Origin of the sequence: Streptomyces sp. 11-1-2, assembly GCF_003595545.1 — a bacterium.
Lineage (GTDB): Bacteria > Actinomycetota > Actinomycetes > Streptomycetales > Streptomycetaceae > Streptomyces > Streptomyces hygroscopicus_B.
Genome location: NZ_CP022545.1, coordinates 8383070 through 8403625 on the forward strand (window position 1 = coordinate 8383070; position 20556 = coordinate 8403625).

General features: G+C 73.3%; 17 protein-coding genes. 6 read left to right on the top strand and 11 right to left on the bottom strand.

Translation table 11 applies throughout. The features are described 5' to 3' along the window. Positions 1 to 9: 9 nt before the first annotated feature. The 5 genes from hemC to CGL27_RS36040 all read right to left on the bottom strand — a co-directional run bounded on the left by hemC (position 10) and on the right by CGL27_RS36040 (position 9334). On the bottom strand, positions 10 to 942 hold the full coding sequence (hemC, locus tag CGL27_RS36020; RefSeq protein ID WP_119991927.1) for a hydroxymethylbilane synthase: 933 nt from the start codon (positions 940 to 942) through the stop codon (positions 10 to 12). Between the two features lie 30 nt (positions 943 to 972). After that, entirely contained in the window at positions 973 to 5574 is a 4602-nt protein-coding gene (locus tag CGL27_RS36025; protein ID WP_119991928.1) for an SAV_2336 N-terminal domain-related protein, read from the bottom strand. A 6-nt stretch (positions 5575 to 5580) separates the two neighbouring features. Further along, a complete protein-coding gene (locus CGL27_RS36030; RefSeq protein ID WP_240450749.1) occupies positions 5581 to 6585 on the bottom strand; it encodes a MoxR family ATPase in 1005 nt (334 codons plus the stop codon). Between the two features lie 118 nt (positions 6586 to 6703). Beyond that, positions 6704 to 8905 (bottom strand): trypsin-like peptidase domain-containing protein, encoded by a 2202-nt coding sequence (locus CGL27_RS36035; RefSeq protein ID WP_119991930.1) that lies wholly within the window; start codon positions 8903 to 8905, stop codon positions 6704 to 6706. Positions 8906 to 8908: 3 nt separating this feature from the next. Beyond that, complete coding sequence (locus tag CGL27_RS36040; RefSeq protein WP_237298738.1) at positions 8909 to 9334, bottom strand: CU044_2847 family protein; 426 nt, start codon at positions 9332 to 9334, stop codon at positions 8909 to 8911. Between the two features lie 152 nt (positions 9335 to 9486). Here CGL27_RS36040 and CGL27_RS36045 point away from each other — a divergent pair, with 152 nt between their 5' ends. Then, positions 9487 to 10962 (top strand): DNA-3-methyladenine glycosylase 2 family protein, encoded by a 1476-nt coding sequence (locus CGL27_RS36045; protein WP_078640346.1) that lies wholly within the window; start codon positions 9487 to 9489, stop codon positions 10960 to 10962. A gap of 179 nt (positions 10963 to 11141) precedes the next feature. Then, positions 11142 to 11645 carry a methylated-DNA--[protein]-cysteine S-methyltransferase gene (locus tag CGL27_RS36050; protein WP_276147891.1) on the top strand — a complete coding sequence of 168 codons (504 nt, stop codon included), beginning with the start codon at positions 11142 to 11144 and terminating at the stop codon, positions 11643 to 11645. 38 nt (positions 11646 to 11683) lie between these two features. Here the strand turns inward: CGL27_RS36050 and CGL27_RS36055 are convergent, their stop codons facing one another. Both CGL27_RS36055 and CGL27_RS36060 read right to left on the bottom strand, forming a co-directional pair. Continuing rightward, the gene (locus tag CGL27_RS36055; RefSeq protein WP_119991931.1) at positions 11684 to 12427 is read right to left on the bottom strand and encodes a Sir2 family NAD-dependent protein deacetylase; all 744 of its coding nucleotides are present in this window, start codon (positions 12425 to 12427) and stop codon (positions 11684 to 11686) included. Between the two features lie 76 nt (positions 12428 to 12503). After that, entirely contained in the window at positions 12504 to 13367 is an 864-nt protein-coding gene (locus CGL27_RS36060; protein ID WP_119991932.1) for an NAD(P)H-binding protein, read from the bottom strand. 92 nt (positions 13368 to 13459) lie between these two features. Between CGL27_RS36060 and CGL27_RS36065 the strand changes: the two genes are divergently transcribed. Next, positions 13460 to 14257: a TetR/AcrR family transcriptional regulator gene (locus CGL27_RS36065; RefSeq protein WP_119991933.1), complete on the top strand. Its 798-nt coding sequence runs from the start codon at positions 13460 to 13462 to the stop codon at positions 14255 to 14257. A gap of 6 nt (positions 14258 to 14263) precedes the next feature. Here CGL27_RS36065 and CGL27_RS36070 read toward each other — a convergent pair whose 3' ends face one another. After that, positions 14264 to 15340 carry an ADP-ribosylglycohydrolase family protein gene (locus tag CGL27_RS36070; RefSeq protein ID WP_119991934.1) on the bottom strand — a complete coding sequence of 359 codons (1077 nt, stop codon included), beginning with the start codon at positions 15338 to 15340 and terminating at the stop codon, positions 14264 to 14266. A gap of 99 nt (positions 15341 to 15439) precedes the next feature. Here CGL27_RS36070 and CGL27_RS36075 point away from each other — a divergent pair, with 99 nt between their 5' ends. From CGL27_RS36075 to CGL27_RS36085, 3 genes are all read left to right on the top strand, one after another. Next, the gene (locus CGL27_RS36075) at positions 15440 to 16699 is read left to right on the top strand and encodes a glycerate kinase (RefSeq protein ID WP_240450750.1); all 1260 of its coding nucleotides are present in this window, start codon (positions 15440 to 15442) and stop codon (positions 16697 to 16699) included. Positions 16700 to 16780: 81 nt separating this feature from the next. Continuing rightward, on the top strand, positions 16781 to 17038 hold the full coding sequence (locus tag CGL27_RS36080; protein WP_107439020.1) for a hypothetical protein: 258 nt from the start codon (positions 16781 to 16783) through the stop codon (positions 17036 to 17038). After that, the gene (locus CGL27_RS36085; RefSeq protein ID WP_203348387.1) at positions 17035 to 17418 is read left to right on the top strand and encodes a hypothetical protein; all 384 of its coding nucleotides are present in this window, start codon (positions 17035 to 17037) and stop codon (positions 17416 to 17418) included. Before CGL27_RS36080 ends, CGL27_RS36085 begins: the two co-directional genes overlap by 4 nt. 250 nt (positions 17419 to 17668) lie before the next feature. Here the strand turns inward: CGL27_RS36085 and pssA are convergent, their stop codons facing one another. The 3 genes from pssA to CGL27_RS36100 all read right to left on the bottom strand — a co-directional run bounded on the left by pssA (position 17669) and on the right by CGL27_RS36100 (position 20555). Next, positions 17669 to 18529: a CDP-diacylglycerol--serine O-phosphatidyltransferase gene (gene pssA / locus CGL27_RS36090; RefSeq protein ID WP_185929962.1), complete on the bottom strand. Its 861-nt coding sequence runs from the start codon at positions 18527 to 18529 to the stop codon at positions 17669 to 17671. After that, on the bottom strand, positions 18516 to 19172 hold the full coding sequence (locus CGL27_RS36095) for a phosphatidylserine decarboxylase (protein ID WP_078640337.1): 657 nt from the start codon (positions 19170 to 19172) through the stop codon (positions 18516 to 18518). Before CGL27_RS36095 ends, pssA begins: the two co-directional genes overlap by 14 nt. Positions 19173 to 19352: 180 nt before the next feature. After that, on the bottom strand, positions 19353 to 20555 hold the full coding sequence (locus CGL27_RS36100) for an acyl-CoA dehydrogenase family protein (RefSeq protein WP_119991935.1): 1203 nt from the start codon (positions 20553 to 20555) through the stop codon (positions 19353 to 19355). Between the last annotated feature and the right edge of the window lies 1 nt (position 20556).

Below are 20556 nucleotides of genomic sequence, written 5' to 3' on the forward strand. Positions count from 1 at the left end.
GGAGCCGCCTCAGTGCGGGATCGTGTCGATGACCTCGCGGGCGCCCTGCCGCAGCAGCGCCACCGCGACCGACGTGCCCAGGGTGGCCGGGTCCAGCGGGCCCGCCCACTCGTGGGCGTCCAGCACCGTCTTGCCGTCCGGGCTGAAGACCCGGGCGCGCAGCGAGAGCCGCCCGTCGCGCTCGGCCTTGGCATAGCCCGCGATGGGGGAGTTGCAGTGCCCCTGCAGCACATGCAGCAGCATCCGCTCCGCGGTGATTTCCTTCCAGACGTCGGTGTCGCCGAGCCCGGCCACGGCCTCGATCGTCTCGGCGTCGTCCTCGCGGCACTGCAGCCCCAGCACCCCGGCCCCGATGGGCGGGCACATGGTGTCCACCGGCAGGATCTCGCTGATCCGGTCCGTACGGCCGATCCGCTCCAGCCCCGAGACGGCCAGCATCAGCGCGTCGCACTCGCCCGCGTCCAGCTTCTCCAGCCGGCGGTTGGCGTTGCCGCGCATCGGCACGCATTCCAGATCCGGGTGGGTGATGGCGAGCTGGGCGACGCGCCGGACCGAGGAGGTGCCGATCCGGGCTCCCGCGGGCATCTCGTCGAGGGTCAGCCCCTGGGGGTGGATCACGGCGTCGCGGATGTCGTCCCGCTTGAGGTATGCGGCGAAGACCGTGCCCGCGGGCAGCGGCCGGTCGGCGGGCACGTCCTTGATGCAGTGCACCGCGAGGTCCGCCTCGCCCGCCAGCAGCGCGGCGTCCACCTCCTTGGTGAACGCCCCCTTCCCGCCCAGCTTCGACAGATCGCCCATCCACCGGTCGCCGGAGGTGGTGACCGGCACGACCTCCGTACGGATGCCCGGTCGCAGCGCGGCCAGCTCGGTGCGGACCCGTTCGACCTGGGCGAGGGCCATGGGGGAGGAGCGCGAGACGATGCGGATCAAATCGGCGGACATGGCGTAGAGGATAGGCCCTCCGCGGACCGCTCAATCCCGGGCCCCGGGGTAGTCCTCCGCGACCAGCGCCGCCAGTTCGAGGTACGCGTCGAGGGTCCTGGGCGCCAGCCGGTGGAGGTCGATCTCGCCCGGAGCTGCCAGATGCTGGTCGTACGGTACGACGACCACGCCGCGGCAGCGGACCCGGAAACCCGCCGCGAGGCCCTCGGGGTCCGCCGGAGGGTTTTCGCGATGTGTGTTGAGCACCACAATGCCGCGCTGGACGAGGTCCCTGCGTCCGCCCTCGATAAGCCGGTCCAGGGTCGTGTGCGCGCTCCTCATGCGTTCCACGGAGGGGCTGGTGACGATGATCAGCTGGTCGGTGAGGTCGAGGAGCTCGGGCACGAAGTCGCGGAGCCCACCGGTGTCCGAAGCGGACAGGATGACCGGATAGCGTCGGCGCAGAGCGGCGATGACAGTGCGGTATTCGCGGTTGTCCACCTTGTGGTTGCGGTTCCGCAGAATGGACGGGCGCGGGTCGCCGGCGAGGACTTCGAGCCCGCCGGGCGTCTGTGAGGTGAAGCGCCGGGCGGACCTGAAATCGCCGAAGAGGACGGCCTGGGCCACATCATGGACAGTCGCCTCGCTCTCACGCTGAACACGGCGGCTCAGGGCGTCCCCGCCGGGAATCGCGTCGACCGCGATGACCTCGCCCTGGTGCGCGCTCGCGAGGACATTGCCGAGCGCGATGGCCGTGGTGGTGCGACCGGCCCCTACCGCGCGGCTGATGACCGCGAGGTGGCAGCTGTCGGTGCGAGGGAGGCGCACCTGCTCCAGCTTGTGCGCCACGTCGGCCTCGGGGGCGCTCCCGCCGCGCTGGAACAGGGACCGCAGGGCTCGGGTGAACGCGGGCCCGGACCGCTTCGGCGGCGGCTCGGGAGCGGTCGTGAGCGCCGGCCCGGGGTCCGCCGGGGACCCGGGCTCGGCGTCCGGCGTCTCGGCCGGCGGCTGAGGGGTGTCCGAGGTCTCGGCCTCGTACGACATCGACGCCGGCATGGTCGCCAGGCACTGGACGAAGACGTCCGCCACCCGCCCCGCCGACGGTCGCCTGCCCGGCCGGTCGTCCAGACAGGCGGAGATGGTCGAGAGCAGCTGGGGGTTGCGCCATAGCTCAATGGTGCGGATGAGGTCACCGGTCGGCTGTGCGTCGCTCAGGTCGCGGAGGATCTGGCCCAGGGCGTAGACGCTGTCCGCGGCGGTGGGAGCTCCCGGGAGGCGGTTGCCGATGCTCGCGTCGGTCCAGCCGATCAGCTTCACCGTGCTGTCGGTGACGAGCACGGTGTCCGCCGTGAGCGGCCCGGGAACGACGCCCTTCAGCGAGCACATGTTCACCGCCTCGGCGATACGGAGGCCGATGGTGGCGGCCCGCACGGCGTCCAACCGGAGTGAGCCGTCGGGCCTCCGGCCCATGAGCGAGGACAGCGGTGGGGCCGGTGAGCCGTCGGGGAGCCGGACGCATTCCACCACGAGCCCCGGAGGGTTGAGCGAAGAAGCGTCGACGAAGAGCCGGGGGGCGTAGTGCCCGGCCATTCGCCGCAGCGCGTCCGCCTCGGCCCTCAGTCGCCGCCCGGCGCCCTGGGCGGTGCCGTCAGGGGCGATGCGTATCACCACATCGTTCGACGCGCCCGGCCGACGGGCCAGATAGACGCCGTCGCCCCGGCTGCCGCCGAGCCTGCGGTAGGCCCGATACGCGTTGATCGACGGCAGGGCGCTCTCGGGCTCCGGGAGGGAGGCGCGAGCGGAGTCGGGCGGCGCCGACTGTGGTGGGGTCGTCAACACATCCCCACCGCACGTATCGCAGAAGCGGTCGTCCGGGGCCAGCGGACTGCCGCACCGCGCGCAGACGATGGGCCGCTCGGTCCGGGGGCGTCGGGCGCTGGACTCCGGTGTCCCGGCGTCCGGCCGGAAGTCGGTGAGGAACTCCCAGACCCGCGCGGCCGTCGGGCGGCCCTGCCTCTCCAGACATGCCATCACCATGCCCCGGACCGGCTGCCACGCGGCGCCGCTCCAGCGCGGCATGTCATAGGCGTCCTGGCCGTGCCCATACATCTGCCCCCCGCCGCCGAGGCACAGCAGGATGTCGCCCAAGTCTCCGACATTGTCCTCGGGAGTGGGCCGACGGTGCCCGAGGGACGACGGGGACGGGGCGCCGTCGATGCAGGCCGAGGACCAGCCGGTCACGAAGATGTCCTCACCGGCGACATGCACGGTATGGACGGTGAGGTCGCCGTGCGTCATCCCCTCGGCCGCGCACACGCGTACCGCGTCCGCGATCCGCCGGGCGAGCGCGAGGGCGGTGTGCCCGTCCCATCGATCGGCGTCCTCGAAAAGGACATCGTGCAGCCGGTGCCCGAGGAACGCTTCTTCGGACACCCATGGAACGTCCTCGTCCAGCCCCTCACGCAGCAGCCGGGGCGCATGGCGTCCGTCCATCCGGCGCAGTGCCTCCGCCTGTACCCCGAGCAAGGCCGCGGCCTGCGGTGCGGGAAGCCCGGGAAGGACGGTGACGACGGCCTCCTCGCCATAGGCGTCCCGGCCCAGATAGGGAACGACGCGCGCGCCCCAGGGGCCGGCCCTCCGCAGGCGGTACGGACCGATCACCCGCGGGTCGCGGGGTTCCAGACGGCGCCACTGCACCGCCGCGGTCGGGGTCGTGAACACCGACGGCTGCGGTGGTGCCCCCAGCCGGGCCGCCAGCCGTTGCTCTACCGCCGTGAAGGGGCGGGCGCCGGGCGGGAGTCGGTCGCTGCCGGCAGAGTGGGCGAGCCAGGCCGGGAAGTCGGGGGAGCGGCCCGCCAGTCGCTCCAGGCGTTGGCCGATCAGCCTGCTGGTCGCGACCAGTTCGGGCAGCGGTACCGCGCCCAGCAGCGCCCGCTGCGCCGCGTCGGCGAAGGTGAAGGGCCGGTGTTCGGGCGGCAGCGGGTCCGGTCCCGCCGAGGCGGGCGGTTCGACGGGGTGCATCAGGCCGCCCAGGAACACCTCGGCGAGACGTCCGGTGTCGGTCCGGCCGTCCACCGCCTTCTGCACCATCCGCATCACCGGCACCGGCAGCGGGGCCACGGCGGCCAGATGGGCCGCCAACCGGTACGCCTCCGGGGACGCCGCGTCCCGGAAGCGCTGCACGCGGCTCAGCTCATCGGCCGGGGTCGGGGTGGCAGCCGGGCCGGAGACGGCGGGGGCGGTGGCCGGGCCGGGGCCGGTGGCGGCCGGGGCGGGGCGGGGGCTGCCGCGCCCCGGGTCCAGCAGCGGCAGGACGGCCGTACCGCTCGCGGAGGCGATCAGCCGGGCCCAGTCGGCCAGCGGTCCGGCGTCCGGTTCCAGCACCGGCACCGGCACCCCCTCGAAACGCGCCAGGGCGGCGGGCAGCACCGGATCGGCGACCGTCCAGTCCGTATTGGCCGAGCCGGGTCTGCGGGTCCGCACCTGCCAGCGGCGCGCCCGGATCCCGGAGCCCTCCCACAGCCGGGGCGGCAGCGCGTGCACCACCGCCGTGGGGCCGACCCCCGCCCAGCGCGCCAGCACCTGGCCCATCCGCCCGTCGCGCCACGCGCCCCCCACCCCGTCGCTCACCACGAGCACCAGCGTGTGTCCGGAGGGGTCCGAGAGCGCCGTCGTGGGGAGCCTGGGCGCGTCCGGGGCGTAGGGCCGGGCGCGCAGCGCGGGTGCGCCGGCGCCGCGCGTGTGCAGCCCGAGGACGCGTACGACGCGGAACGCGCCCGAGCGCTGCAGCACCGTGCGCAGTTCGACGGCGAGCCGCCGCCACAGCAGCATCGACATCCCGTCGTCGATGACGAGCGCGAGATCGAGCCAGCGTTCGCGGGCGGGGCGGGTCACCACGTCCGGCAGACCGGTCTCGGCGAGCGCGGTGGCGGTGGCGGCCTCGTCGAACTCCCGCTTGAGCGGATTGGGGCGGTGCTGTTTCAGCGGGCGCAGGGCACGGCCGATGGACAGCTCCTGGCGCAGCGCCTTGTCCTCGGGCACGCGCAGCGGCAGTGCGCGCCGCGCGTCGGGCGCCCCTTCCGTATCGGGGCCCTGGCCATCGGGGCCCTGGCTTCCGCCGTACAGGCCGCGCGGCCGCTGATCGCCACGGGGGCGGGGCCGGGGCTGGTCCGGCGGGTCGTCCGGGCGCCCCTTCGCGGGGGCGGACGGCTGGGCGCCGGGGCCGTCGGCCTCGGGGGTACGGGCGGGGGCGGTCGGCTCGGGGGACGGCTGGGCGGACGCGGCCGGGGAGGCCGTGGCGGGGGGACGGGCGGTCTCGGGGCGCGTGGCGGGCAGCGCCGTCCCGCCACTTGTCACCGCGCGGGCCAGGGGCGCCCACTCCACGCCGTCCTCGGGCAGCCGGCCGGCCAGCCAGAGCGCGTCGAGCAGTTCCTCCCTGGACAATTCGAGACCGCTGGAGGCGAGGACCACCATCGCCTCGTCGAGCCGTCCCAACCGCTCGGTGCCGCCCTGCCCTGCGCCGTCCTGCCCTGCGCCGTCCTGCCCTGCGCCGTCCTGCCCTGCGCCGCCCCGCCCTGCGCCGCTCGGCTCGGCGCCGCCCCGCCCTGCGCCGCTCGGCTCGGCGCCGCCCCGCCCAGCGTCACCCCCGCCCATGCGTCGTTACACCGCCCCGCCCAGCCGGTGCAGCACCGCTTCCAGGAGCCCGTCCGCCGTCACGTCCATGCCGCCCGCCCGCAGGAACACGGCGTTCAGCAGTTGGTCGGTCGCCAGCTCGCGGGCCGCGCGCCGACGGAGGAAGGCGTCCAGCAACTGATCGACCTCCTCCAGCGCGTCGTCCCCCAGATGTGCGGTGACGATCGCCCGCAGCCGCCCCTCGTCGGGGGTGGGCAGCTCCAGCCGTACGCAGCGGCGCAGGAAGGCGGGCGGGAAGTCGCGCTCGCCGTTGCTGGTGATCACCACGACCGGGAACTCCTCGCACACCAGCCGGCCCCGACGCACCGTGGCCCGCTCGCCCGCCCGTGCGGTGAGCACCTCCACCACCGACTGGTCCTCCGGCAGCCGGGCCAGCTCGGGGATCTCGAACTCGCCCTCCTCGAAGACGGTCAGCAGGTCGTTCGGAAGGTCGACATCGCCCTTGTCGAGTTCGTCGACGAGCAGCACCCGGGGGCGTTCGTTCGGCACCAGCGCGGTGCCCAGCGGCCCGAGCCGTACGAAGCTGCCGATGTCGGGCTCGGCCTCGCCACGGTCGCGGGTCAGGGCCGTCTCGCGCAGCCGCCCGATCGCGTCGTAGCGGTAGAGCGCGTCCTGCACGGTGGAACGGCTGTTGACCGGCCAGCGCAGCACCTCGCCCAGCCACATCTCATGCGCGACCGCCCGCGCGAGCGAGGACTTGCCGGTCCCCGGGCTGCCGGTGACGAGCAGCGGGCGCCGCAGATGGAGGGCGGCGTTGACCACGTCGGCGTGTTCGGGCGAGATGAGATACGGCGCCGGGCCCGCCGGACCGGACGCGGGCGACCCCTGCGCGTTGTCGGGGGCTCCCGTGTCCGGGGCCGTGGGCTCCCCGCCGCCGAAGCGGCGCCACGGCGGGGCGGGTGGCATCTCCACGTGCCGGGGCACGCCGTCCCCCCGGAACAGCCGCCAGTCGTGCCGTTCCCGTGGATTCATCGGGGAACCTCCCTTTCGGTCCGCCTCAGCGGACATCGCGCGCCTCCTGTCGTCATCACGTCCCGCCGTCCCCGCCCGGCACGGCCATCGCGTCCCATGGTCCCTGGGTTTCCCACCGTCACTCCGTCGGGTCCGCGAGGTCCAGCCGTGGCAGCGCCCGTCCGGCGTCGGCCCAGGCGAGCACCGGCCGCCCGCTGTACTCCCCGGGTCTCTGCAGGGTTTTCGTGCGATAAGTCCTTACCGCTTCGGGCAGTTCACGGGTGCTCACCTCCGCCGTGTGCCGCACGGCCGGGGATCCCGCCTCCCCGCTCCGATCCCACAGCACCACCGGAATGCCCGCGGCGAGACACATCTGCACCACCCCGGTGCGCCGGTGGGCCGCCACATCGATGGTGACCCGGGCGGTGAGCCGCTCCATGACCAGCCCGCACACCGCCTCCGGGTCCGGGGCCGTGGCGTCGTCGATGTGCACGGGCTCCTCGGCGTCCAGCCGGACCCAGCGCTCCCGCCACTGGTCGAGCATGGTGCCGCCGTTCAGCTCCCGCAGCTCGGGGCAGTTGACGACCAGGGGGTACGGAGTGCCGAGCCGCATGGGGAGCACCGCGCCCGGCCCCGCGGCCTTCCAGCGGTCCACGGGCACCTCCAGGGCGTCCCGGTCCACGATCAGTTCGATGACGGGCCGTGGCCCCGAGGGGTCGGGGCGGCGCAGTGAGCCCACGGCGGCGAAGATCTCCTGGGCCACCTCCTCGGCGCCGCGCGGCCGTTCACTGTCGTCCGACACCTGGCGCAGCCCGTCCCCGTCGTCGCACCACAGCCGCAGCCGGTACCGCTCCGGCTCCTCCCGCGCCGTCGCCGACGTGCCGCCCGATGGGGCCCCGCAGAGGTCCAGCTTCGCCACGACGCGGGGCGCGGAGCCCCGGGAGGCGCTCTGTGCCCACTGCTCGGCCTCGAGGCGGCGTTCGGTCATGGCGGCGTCATGGACGCCGAGGCGGCGGGCGACCGCCGCGTTCCACCGCCGCAGCGGGGTGCGCCGGTCCGCCGGACAGCACCCGGCGGCCACGAACTCCACGGCGCGCAGCAGCCCCGGCACGGCCATGACCCCGTCGTCGATCGGCGAGCTGTCGCCGTGCAGCCCCTCCAGATGGGCGATCAGAGCCTCGAACCGTCCGCCGGGGCCGGTGCCGTTCCCGCCCTCACCACAGTGGCCGCCGTCGCCGCCATGTCCGCCGTCACCGCCCGTGAGCAGCGCCGCGGGCAGTGCCGCCAGCGGCAGCGCCGCCCGTACGGCCCCGGGGACACCGGCCGCGGCGGCCGTGGGCAGGGCGCGCAGCAGGACCAGCAGCCGCTCGTGCTCACCCGGCGAGAGCAGTTTGGGCAGACCGCAACGGCGTCCGATCGCGAGGAGGTCGTCGGCCGCCGTGCCCGCCGTGCCGCGCACCGCCTCGACCAGCGCGGGCAGGGCACGCCCCCGGGTGAGCAGCAGATGGGCGAACTCGTCGGCGGAGGGCACGCCGTCCGCGCGATGGTCGAGGCCGCACTGCCGGGCGACCGTCCGGCAGGAGCGTATCCAGCCCTCGGACCGCGGCAGCGGCCCGTCCAGCAGGGAGACGAGCTCCGCGTAGCCCGGGAGGTCGCGTACGTCCTCCTCGAGCTGCCGGGGCAGCAGATGGCCCGCCCCGGCGTCGTGCAGCTCCCGCGCCACGCGCTGCCAGGGGATTCCCCAGGCGCGGCGCAGCGTCCCCTGGATGCGGAGCTTCGCCGTCACGAGCCCGACGACGGCGCCCTCCTCGTTGGACCACAACGGGCCGCCGCTGTAGGCGGGTTCGATGTCCAGGGCGCGCTCGGCGCCGTCGAAGTAGCCGAACCGCCCGTCGCATTCGCTCACTTCGGCATCGGCGAAGACCCCTGGCTCACCGCTGCCGTGCCAGGCCCGTACGAGCTGCCGCTGGGCCATCGGGTGCCAGCGCGGCGGCTCGATCGCGGGCGGCAGGGCCGCGGACAGCCGCAGTACGGCGAGGTCGCCGTTCCACTCGAAGGCGCCCAGGCCGCCGTCGTCCGTCCGGGGCGGTATCCAGACCGCCAGCTCGGCCTCGGCCTCGACGGTGTGCTCCGGTCCGTGGAGCCGTACGGGAACGGCGATCGGGCCCGGGTGATCCGGGGCCAGCCTGTCCTTTCCGAGGGCGCTGTTGACCACATGAGCGCAGGTCAGCAGATGGCGGCGGGGCAGCAGGACGCCCGCGCCCGCCGGTCTTCCGTCGGCCTTGGCGAGAATGGATACGGCGGGCCGCGACAAGGACCCGTGCGCGTGGAACCACCCCATGGCTCAGGCCGAGGAGCCGGGCCGGGACGGCTGTGGCGGCTGCGGTGGCACCGTCGGCTCGGGCTGCTCCGACGGCCTCCAGGTGGCCGAGAGCGTCAAGTTGGCGTTCCCATTGGCGCCCACGATGCCGAGTTTGAGGTCCTGGCCGACCTGCACCCCGAACTGCACGGTGAACTCCTGGGGCGGATGGGGAGTCGAGCGGACGGCGTCGTGCACGTCCTCCAGCACCGACCCCAGCCCTTGGAGGATGACGCTCAGACTGGCGTTGGCGAGCGTGACCGCGGCCTGCGCACCGCGCCCCACCGGGGTCACGCCACCGACGCCGCCGTACGCGTCCTCGAAAGAGGCGTCCCCTACGGGAGCCAGTTCCAGCCGTACGGTGGTGCCGTTCGCCAGGGGTATCTCACGGTGTTCCGTCACATTCCTCATCATGCCGATCATCAGGCCCCCGGTCTGCCCCTTCGCACCAAACACCGCCGGAACGGGGACATGGCGCGGGCCGACACGGGCGGGCGTCGCCCCGTGAGGTCGATGTCGGATTCCCGCGAGAACGGACCCGCCCGCTGACGGATGCTGGACCCATGCACACCGACACCGACCGCTGCCTCCGCGCCGCACAGGCGAAGGACGCCCGCTTCGACGGGTGGTTCTTCGTCGCCGTCGTGACCACCGGGATCTACTGCCGGCCGAGCTGTCCGGTCGTCGGGCCCAAGGCCGAGAACATGCGGTTCTACCCCAGCGCCGCGGCCGCCCAGCAGGCCGGGTTCCGGGCCTGCAAGCGGTGCCGTCCGGACGCCAGCCCCGGGTCGCCGCAGTGGAACGAGCGCGCCGACCTCGTCGCGCGGGCCATGCGGCTGATCGCCGACGGCGTGGTGGACCGGGACGGGGTGCCGGGCCTGGCGGCCCGGCTGGGATACAGCACCCGCCAGGTCGAGCGGCAGTTGCTCGCCGAGCTCGGCGCGGGCCCGCTCGCGCTGGCCAGGGCGCAGCGGGCGCAGACCGCCCGGCTGCTCATCGAGACCAGCGCGCTCCCGATGGCGGACATCGCCTTCGCGGCCGGGTTCGCCAGCGTCCGCGCGTTCAACGAGACCGTACGGGAGGTCTTCGCGCTCTCCCCGACCGAGCTGCGGCAGCGGGCCACCCGCGGGCCGCGGACCAGCGTGCCGGGGGCGCTCACGCTGCGGCTGCCGTTCCGGGCACCGCTGTGCCCGGACAACCTCTTCGGGCATCTGGCCGCCACCGGCGTCCCCGGGGTCGAGGAGTGGCGCGACGGCGCCTACCGGCGGACGCTGCGGCTGCCGTACGGGCCCGGGGTGGTCACCCTGAGCCCGCGGCCGGACCACATCGCCTGCCAGCTCTCGCTGGCCGACCTCCGCGACCTGGCCGGGGCGATCAGCCGCTGCCGGCGGCTGCTGGACCTCGACGCGGACCCGGCCGCCGTGGACGACCTGCTGCGTACGGACCTCCAACTGGCGCCGCTGGTCGACAAGGCCCCGGGGCGGCGGGTGCCGCGCGCGGTGGACGCGGACGAGTTCGCGGTGCGCGCCGTGCTCGGCCAGCAGGTGTCCACGGCCGCCGCCCGCACCCACGCCGGGCGCCTGGTGGCGGCGCACGGCGAGCCGGTGGAGGACCCGGCGGGCGGCCTGACCCACCTCTTCCCGTCCGTCCAGGCCCTCGCCGGACTGGACCCCGAGACGCTGGCCATGCCCCGCACCCGCCGCGCCACCCTCACCGGGCTGGTCGGCGCGCTCGCCGAGGGCCGGGTCGCACTTGGCGTCGGCAGTGACTGGGACGACGCCCGCGCGGCCCTGGGCACGCTGCCGGGGCTCGGCCCCTGGACCGTAGAGGTGATCGCGATGCGCGCCCTCGGCGACCCGGACGCCTTCGTCCCGACCGACCTCGGGGTGCGGCGCGCCGCCGCCGAACTGGGGCTGCCCGCCACGCCCGGCGCCCTCACCCGCCACTCGGCGCGCTGGCGCCCCTGGCGCGCGTACGCCGTCCAGTACCTCTGGGCGACGGACGCCGCCCACGCCATCAACCGCCTGCCCGCGGCATGACCCGCCTCCAGCCGGAGAGCGGACCGCTTTGTGGGCAATCGTTCCGCGGGGCGGGACGGGTGGGCACAAAGCGGCCACCGGGCCGCACCCGGCAACGAAACGGCGCCCCGCTACACCGCTAAGCCGCCGGACCCGCACCGCACGCAGCACCCAGCACCCAGACCCCGCCGAGGAACACCGTGATTCGCACCCACACCACCATCGACAGCCCCTACGGCCCCCTCACGCTCGTGGCCACCGGCACCGACCTGTCCGGCCTCTACATGGTCGAGCAGCGCCACCGCCCACCCGAGGAGACCTTCGGCGGCCCCGGCGACCCAGCCGACGCCCCCTTCGCCGAGACCATCCGCCAGCTCACGGCCTACTTCGCGGGCGAGCTGACCGAGTTCGACCTGCCGCTGCACCTGGACGGCACGCCCTTCCAGCGCCGCGTCTGGGCCGAGCTGCGGGCCATCCCGTACGGCGAGACCTGGTCGTACGGCCGGCTGGCCGACCACATCGGCCAGCCGACCGCCTCCCGCGCGGTGGGCCTGGCCAACGGCAAGAACCCGGTCGGCATCATCGTCCCCTGCCACCGCGTCGTCGGCTCCAGCGGCAGCCTCACCGGCTACGGCGGCGGTCTGGACCGCAAGCGGCGGCTGCTGGAGTTCGAGGCGCGGCAAGAACTGCCCGGCCTCTTCTGAAGCTGAAGTCGGTGATCAGCTGAAGCTGAAGTCAGAGATCAGCCCGCGGCGATGCGGTCCAGCAGGGCGGGCAGAGCCGTGCTGATGGGCTCGCGGACGACCTCGTCCGCGAGCTCGTCGTACGGCGTCGGCTCGGCGTTGACGATGATCAGCCGGGCGCCGTGCTCGGCGGCCAGCCCGGCGAGCGAGGCCGCGGGCTGGACCTGGAGGCTGGTGCCGACGGCGATGAAGATCTCGCACGCCTGCGCCACCGCGACCGCCTCTGTCAGCACCTCCGGATCGAGGCTCTCCCCGAACATCACCGTGGCCGACTTCAGGATCCCGCCGCAGTCCTGGCACGCCGGATCCGCCTCCCCCGCCGCAACCCGCTCCAGCGCTTCCTCCATCCCGGACCGCGCCTCGCAGTGGGTGCACAGCACGGCCCGCGCGGTGCCGTGCAGTTCGAGCACCTTGCGCGCGGGCATCCCGGCGATCTGGTGCAGCCCGTCCACGTTCTGGGTGATCACCCGTACCGGCACCCCCGAGCGCTCCAGCCGGGTGACGGCCTCGTGCGCCCCGTTGGGCCGGGCGCGCAGCGTCTCGCTGTCGCGCCGCATCTGCCAGGAGCGGCGCCGGATCTCCGGGTCGGTCATGTAGTACTCGTACGTCACGAGCTTCTCGGCCTCGGGGTCACGCCGCCAAAGCCCCTGCGGACCGCGGTAGTCGGGGATCCCGGAGTCGGTGGAGATGCCCGCCCCGCTCAGGATCGCCACCAGCGGCCGGTGCGTTGTCTCGCTGCTCATGCGGCGAGCGTACGCACGCCGCACGGCCGACGGCGAGCGCCTTTCCCCGGCCGGGCCCGGGGTTAGGTCCGGTACGTCACCGGGGCGGCGCGACAGCCGACTTCAGGTAGTCCTCCAGGCGCACCGTGGGCCGGCCGAGCAGTTCGGCGAGCGTGGGGTCGACCGGCGCGAAGTCGCCATCGCGGCTGGCGGCGAAGAGGCCGACGAGGAGGTCGGCCGCCGACTCGGGCGCGCCATGGGCGACCAACTGCGCGCGGTAGTCGTCGTCGGAGACGACCACCCGGCGGATCGGGCGGCCCGTCAGCCGTGTGAGGATCTCCGCGATACCGGCCATGTCGATCACCTCGGGGCCGGTGAGCGCGGGGCTCAGGCCGTCCAGGACCTCGTCGGTGAGGGCGAGGACCGCCGCGTCGGCGAGGTCGGCATGGGCGGTCCAGGCGACCGGCCCGTCCTCGGGCACGGCCAGGACGCCCGTTTCGAGCGCGGCCCTGACCAGCTCCAGGGCCGATGAGGCGTAGAAGCCGTTGCGCAGCGAGGTGAAGGGGACACCGGACCGCCGCAGCGCCTCCTCGGTGGCGGCGTGGTCGGGCATCGGGTGGAAGGGGGAGGACGGGTTCGCGCCCATGTGGCTCGTGTAGAGGATCCGCTTGGCCCCGGCCGCCGCCGCGGCGTCGATGGCCGCGCGGTGGCCTCGGACGGCGGCCTCGCCCGTGGTGCCCGTCGAGACGATCAGGACCTGCGAGGCGCCCTCGAAGGCGTGGGGGAGGGTTTCCGGGTCGTCGAAGTCGCCCCGGCGGACGCGCACGCCCTGCGCGCCGAGGTCCCGTGCCGCCACCACGTCGCGCACGCTGACGCCGATCTCCCCGGCGGGGACGCGCTTCAGCAGCCGCTCGGCGACCATCCGGCCGAGCTGGCCATTGGCTCCGGTAACGATGATCATGGCGATTTCTCCTCGCTGTTTCCAGTGATATCGCAGTCAACGTATCACCGGAAACGAATGACCGCTAACGCGATTCTGTTATCGTCGGAAGCATGGAGAGCGAGGACGTCACCACGGCGGACGGGAGCCGTGACGGGACCCACGACGCGAACCGTGGCCATGACTCGAGCCGCGACCGCGACGGACACCGCGAACGCATCGTCACGGCCGCCGCCCGGCTGCTGTCCGAAGGCGGGCCCGACGCCGTCTCGACCCGGGCGGTGAGTTCCGCCGCCGGGGTGCAGCCGCCGACCATCTACCGGCTCTTCGGCGACAAGCAGGGCCTGCTCGACGCGGTCGTCGCCTACGGCTTCACGGAGTACCTGAGCAGCAAGACCGCCGAGGAACCCACCGATGACCCGGTCGAGGACCTGCGTGCCGGCTGGGATCTGCACATCGGCCTCGGCCTGGCCAACCCGGCGCTGTACTCGCTGATGTACGGCGGGCACCGCCCCGGCGTGTCCTCGCCGGCCTCCGTCGCCGCCTTCGAGATGCTCGCCCGGCTCATCCGGCGCATCGCCGAGGCGGGGCGGCTCGCCATCCCCGAGGAGCGCGCCGCGGCCCTCGTCCACGCGGCGGGCTGCGGTACGACGCTCACGCTCATCGCCACGCCCGAGGACCGCCGCGATCCGGAGCTGTCCCGCACCGCCCGCGAGGCGGCCATCGCGGCGATCACCACGGACGCCCCCGCCCCCGCCGCCGCCGAACCCGGTCCCGTCGCGGCCGCCGTCACCCTCCGCGCCGCACTGCCCCGGACCGACGCCCTTACCGCGTCCGAACGCGGCCTCCTGCGGGAGTGGCTGGACCGGATCGCCGATCCGGCCGGCCCACACCGTCGTCGGGCCGACTGAGACCGGCTAGCGCTCCACCGCGACCGCCAGCCGGTGGGTACGGGCCGCCAGGTCGCTGATGCGGGCGCCGTCGAAGCCGAAGACGGCGCTGCGCACCCGGTCCTCCAGCGGCTCGGTCCACTGCCGCGGGATGGCCGCCGCGCCGCACAGCACCCCCGCGACCGACCCGGCCGTGGCGCCGTTGGAGTCGGTGTCCAGACCGCCGCGCACCGTCAGGGCGATCGTCGTCGTGAAGTCGCCCGCGCCGTAGAGCAGTCCGGCCGTAAGAACGGCGGCGTTGGGGACGACATGGATCCAGGGCAGCCCGGCGGTCTCCAGCTCCAGCTGGGCGAGCGCGTCCGCCCACGCCACGCCCGCGTCGTGCAGGGACGCGGCCCTGAGCACCGTACGGGCCAGTCGGCAGCGCGGCGGGATCCGGTCCAGGGCGCTCGCGACGGCGGCGCGTGGACCGTCCGCCGTGAACGCGGCCGCGATCAGCGCGGCCGCCCACATCGCCCCGTACACCCCGTTGCCGGTGTGCGAGAGGACGGCGTCCCGGCGGGCCATCGCGGCGGCCCGGTGCGGATCGCCGGGGTTGACCCAGCCGTGGACGTCGGCGCGGATCAGGGCGCCGATCCACTCCTGGTAGGGGTTGTCGAGGGTCGCGCTGAGCGGCGGCTTCACCCCGGCCGTGAGGTTGCGGTAGGCGGCCCGCTCGGCGGTGAAGGTCTGCAGATACGGCAGCCGCAGCAGCCACACCTCGCCGACCTGCTCGGTGGTGAAGCCGGGGCCGTGGGTCTCCAGCAGGTGCAGGCCGAGGACGGAGTAGTCCACGTCGTCGTCGCGGCAGCTGCCGTGGATCCGGCCGCGGACGCAACTCCGCCACTCGGGGCGCAGCGCGAACTCCACCGGGTCGGGCGGCGGCTCCAGCGCGGGGAGGTAGTCGGTCAGCGGCAGGGCGTCGGCGCGGCGCAGATACCGGTCGATGCGGTCGCGGGTCCAGTATTCGCCGTTTTCGATGGGCTTGCCGAGCATGTTCCCGGCGATCCGGCCGAGCCAGCCGCCGTGGATCCGGTCCGCGAGTGCGCTCCCGCTGAGGGCCATGGGTCAGGTGTACCCATATGAGGTGGGTGTACCGGTGAGCCCGCGCCGGATAGGGTCACAGCGGCGCGACCGCCTGTGCGAATGCGAGGAGTTACCAAGGTGACGGACGCTTCGACGGAGACTTCGGGCGGTACGGAGACTTCAGACGCTACGGACGCTTCGGAGGCAGCGGCCGCGACAGAGACCAAGACGTGGGCGGAGGGGCAGGCGACGCCCCCGAAGCGCGTACTGATCGCCGCGGACAAGTTCAAGGGCTCGCTCACGGCGGTGGAGGTCGCCGAGCACGTCACGGCGGGGCTGCGCCGCGGCGCGCCCCAAGGCGGCGAGGGGCTGCGGATCGCGGCGCTGCCCGTCGCCGACGGCGGGGACGGCACGGTGGACGCGGCGGTCGCGGCCGGGTTCGAACGGCGCGAGGCGCGGGTCACCGGGCCGCTGGGCGCGCCGGTGACGGCGGCGTACGCGCTGCGCGGGACCACGGCCGTGGTGGAGATGGCCGAGGCGTCCGGGCTGCGCCATCTGCCGGCCGGGGTGTTCGCGCCGCTCACCGCGACCACGTACGGCAGCGGCGAGTTGCTGCGCGCGGCGCTCGACGCGGGCGCCCGCACGATCGTCTTCGGCGTCGGCGGCAGCGCCACGACGGACGGCGGCGCGGGGATGCTCAGCGCGCTCGGCGCGCGCTTCCTGCGCGAGGACGGTACGCCCGTGGCGCCGGGCGGGGGCCCGCTGCGCGACCTCGCCACGGCCGATCTGTCCGGCCTCGACCCGCGGCTGGCCGACACCGATACCGTCCTGGCCAGCGATGTCGACAACCCCCTGACCGGTCCGAAGGGCGCGGCGGCGGTCTACGGCCCGCAGAAGGGCGCGGGCGAGGACGATGTGGCGGCCCTGGACGCCGCCCTCGCCCACTACGTACGCGTCCTGGAGCGCGCGGTCGGGGCCTCGGCCGCCGAGTACGCCCTCGCGCCCGGCGCGGGCGCGGCGGGCGGCATCGGCTTCGGCGCCCTCGTCGGCCTGGGCGCGGCCTTCCGCCCCGGCATCGAGGTGATGCTCGACGTCCTCGGCTTCCCCGCCGCGCTGGAGGGCGCGGACCTGGTGATCACGGGGGAGGGCTCGCTGGACGGGCAGACCCTGCACGGCAAGGCCCCGGCGGGCGTCGCGGCGGCGGCCCGGGCGCGGGGCATCGAGGTGGTCGCGGTCTGCGGCCGTCTGGCCCTCGCCCCGGTGGCCCTGGGCAACGCGGGCATCCGCCGCGCCTACCCCCTCACCGACCTGGAGCCGGACCCGGCCCGCTGCATCGCCGAGGCCGGCCCCCTCCTGGAACGCGCGGCAGAACGCCTGGCGGCGGACTTCCTGACCTGAGGCTTATCGGCTCGAGGAAGTTGGGTACGGGTGTGGGTACGTACCCGTACGCTTTCCGTCATGAGCAGAAGGAGCCTTGTCATGGCCGACGCCAACATCCGCATCCCCGCAGAGGCGCGAGACCGGCTCGCGGAGATAGCGGCAGCCGAGGGGCTCTCCCTACGGGCCTACCTGGCTCGTATTGCCGAGACCGCGCTGACCCCCGCCGAGCGCGCCGAGCGAGCCGAGAAGGCGCGCGCCGTGCTGCGTGAGTGGAACGGATACGACCCGAGCGAAGCCGATATCGCAGACCTCGACGCCGACCTGGACCGGCGTCTGGGTGAGGCGGCTCCCCGGTGACCGACGTTCTGCACATCGTTTTGGACGACACGGCCATGGTGGCCGCCGGGCGGGGCAATGTCCTGCTCTCCCGCCTGGTCCACCGAGCTCACGCGGAGCCGGGCTGGTTCCTCTACGCACCCGCCTGTGCCCTTGTCGAGGCCGACCGCGCCCGACCTGGGACGGCCGAGCACCTCGCGGCTCTGCCCAGCCTCAGGATCCTGGACCTGGACCTGCCTGCTGCCCTCGCGGTGGCGCGCGACCCTGCCGGGTGGGCGATTGCCCATACGTCCTACGTTGCTCAGCCGACCCCAGAGCGCCCCGATGGGGCGAGGGTCGCGACGGCCGCGGCGGACGAGTGGAAAGGGCGGACGGTGCGCATCCTCGACGTCGGGCCGTAACGCCAGTCGTCCCCCGGACGTCGTGGGCCCGCGCGGGAAACCCACCCCCACGCGACGGCTGGTGGGCTCGCCGCCTCGTGGCGGTCGACCTGGACGACTGGCGCGGCGCGCAAGCCGGTGATGCACGAGGGCTGGGCCGGGTGGTACCCGAGGTCAAGGCGCTGCGCGGGCGGGCCGGGGAAAGCCGGATGGGGTGGGCCCGAGCGCGATGCTCGGGCCCACCCCATCCGGCAGGTGCGGCCGAAGGCCGCTACGGCAGCTGCGCTGCCCTCGCCTCACGGCGGTTGTCACGGAAGGCGTTCACCCGGCGGGCCGTGGCGAAGAGGGGGATCACCGCGCCCATGACGACCTGCAGGGCGCAGGCCGACTGGAGCAGCAGCTCGCCGCCGGGGGCCTCGAAGGCCCAGGCCGCCAGCAGCGCCATGCTGGTGACGATCCAGCCGAGCATGGCCACCGCGAGCCGGCCGCGCGGCTTGGGGTACTCCACCCGGCTCACCATCAGCCAGGCGACGCCGATGATCGCGAGCAGCGTCGGCACGAACGGCAGGCCCAGCAGGACCACCGAGACCACCGTCAGGGCGCCGAAGGGGCTCGGCATGCCCTGGAAGACGCCGTCACGCAGGGTGACACAGGAGAATCTGGCAAGCCGTAGCACCACCGCCAGCAGCACCACGATCGCGCCCACCACCGAGACCCGCTGATACGCGTCGTCGGAGACCATGCCCCAGACGAGGACGAAGTACGCGGGGGCCAGGCCGAAGCTGATCAGGTCGGAGAGGTTGTCCAGCTCCGCGCCCATCGCCGAGCTGCGCAGCTTCCGCGCGACCAGTCCGTCGAAGAGGTCGAAGACGGAGGCGAGCAGCATCAGCATCACGGCCGACGCCGCGCTGTGCCGGGTCATCCCGCCGTCCTCGCTGCCCGTCAGGTGCGGGATGAGGACGCCGGTGGTGGTGAAGTAGACCGCCAGGAAGCCACAGGTGGCGTTGCCCAGGGTCAGCGTGTCGGCTATCGACAGTCGCGTCGACAGCGGCATGTCGTCCGTCTCGTCGACGGCGTCCACCTCGGCCTCGGGGACCCAGGCGGCCTGTGTGTCGGGATCAATCACGGTCAAGGCGTGTCACCCCCGCGGTGGTGGCCTGGCCGACCTCGACCGCGACATCGACACCCTCGGGAAGGTAGATGTCGACCCGCGAGCCGAAGCGGATGAGACCGATCCGCTCACCCTGTTCGACCTTCGTGCCCTGTGGCACATAGGGCACGATACGCCGGGCGACCGCACCGGCGATCTGGACCATCTCGATGTCGCCGAGCTCGGTGTCGAAGTGCCAGACGACCCGCTCGTTGTTCTCGCTCTCCTTGTTGAACGCGGGAACGAAGCCGCCGGGGATGTGCTCCACGGAGGTCACCGTGCCGGCCAGCGGGGCGCGGTTGACGTGGACATTGAGCGGGCTCATGAAGATGGCGACGCGGGTGCGCCCGTCCTTCCACGGCATGATGCTCTGCACCACACCGTCGGCCGGAGAGATCACACGGCCTTGCGTGATCTCTCTCTCGGGGTCGCGGAAGAACCACAGCATGCCCGCCGCGAGCGCGGTGGCGGGCACGGCGACCGCCGTCCAGCGTCCGGAGCGGCGGGCCCGAGCAAGACTGACCGCCGCGGTGGCGACGGTCGGGAGGAGCCACGGCGATGCTCCGCGCGCGAGGCGTACACCGACCGGGCTGTCGCGTTGTGCAGAGGATTGGCTGTGGGGCATGGATGACCTTCGTAGCGGAGGATGCCGCGACGCAAGACTGGGGACGGCGGCTTTCACGGATGGTATCGGTTGCGAGCGGTAACTGGGCAAGCGCCGGGGCCTGTCGGTGGCTGGTCAGTGACCGAAGACCCTCGGCGCGGTGTGACCTTCTTCTCTCGGATACCACCCCAAAAGGGACGTTCAGTCTTGGGTTCGGTATTCCTCCAGGAGCCTCCGTCCAATAATCATTTTCTGAATCTCGGCGGTACCTTCGCCGATGAGAAGCATCGGTGCCTCTCGGTAGAGGCGCTCGATCTCGTATTCCTTGGAGAAGCCGTACCCGCCATGGATGCGGAAGGCGTCCTCCACGACCTCTTTGCAGTACTCCGACGCGAGGTACTTGGCCATTCCCGCTTCGAGGTCGTTGCGCGCGCCCGAATCCTTCTTCCGGGCCGCATTGACCATCATCGCATGGGCCGCCTCGACCTTTGTTCCCATTTCGGCCAGTTTGAACTGGATGGCCTGGTGCTGCGCGATCGGCTTACCGAAGGTATGCCGCTGCTGTGCGTATGCAACGCCCAGCTCGAATGCGCGCCGCGCGACACCACAGCCGCGGGCGGCGACATTCACCCGGCCGACCTCGACTCCGTCCATCATTTGGTAAAAACCTCGGTTCGGCATCCCGCCGAGCACCCGATCGGCCGGAATGCGCAGTCCGTCCATGATGAGCTCAGTGGTGTCGACGCCCTTGTAGCCCATCTTGTCGATCTTGCCGGGGATGGTCAGACCGGGCCGGACCTCGCCGAAGCCCGGCTCCTTCTCGATCAGGAAGGTGGTCATCGCCTTGTGCGGCGCGACCCCCTCCTGGGCGTCACCGGTCCGGCACAGGACCGCCACCAGAGTGGAGGTGCCGCCGTTGGTCAGCCACATTTTCTGCCCGTTCAGGACGTACTCGTCGCCGTCCTGTACCGCCTTGCTGGTGATCGCCGACACATCCGAACCCAGGCCCGGCTCCGACATCGAGAAGGCGCCCCGGATCTCGCCCAGCGCCATCTTGGGAAGGAAATACTCCTTCTGTTCCTCGGTGCCGTGCTGCTTGAGCATGTACGCCACGATGAAGTGGGTGTTGATGATGCCCGAGACGCTCATCCAGCCGCGTGCGATCTCCTCCACACACAGCGCGTAGGTGAGCAGTGACTCACCCAGACCGCCGTATTCCTCCGGGATCATCAGCCCGAAGAGGCCGAGCTCCTTCAGTCCTTCGACGATCGCGGTCGGATATTCATCGCGATGTTCCAGTTCCGTCGCGACCGGCAGGATCTCCTTGTCGACAAAATCCCTGACCGTGGAGAGGATCTCCCGCTGGATGTCGGTCAGGCCCTCGGTCTGCGCCAGGCGGCTCATA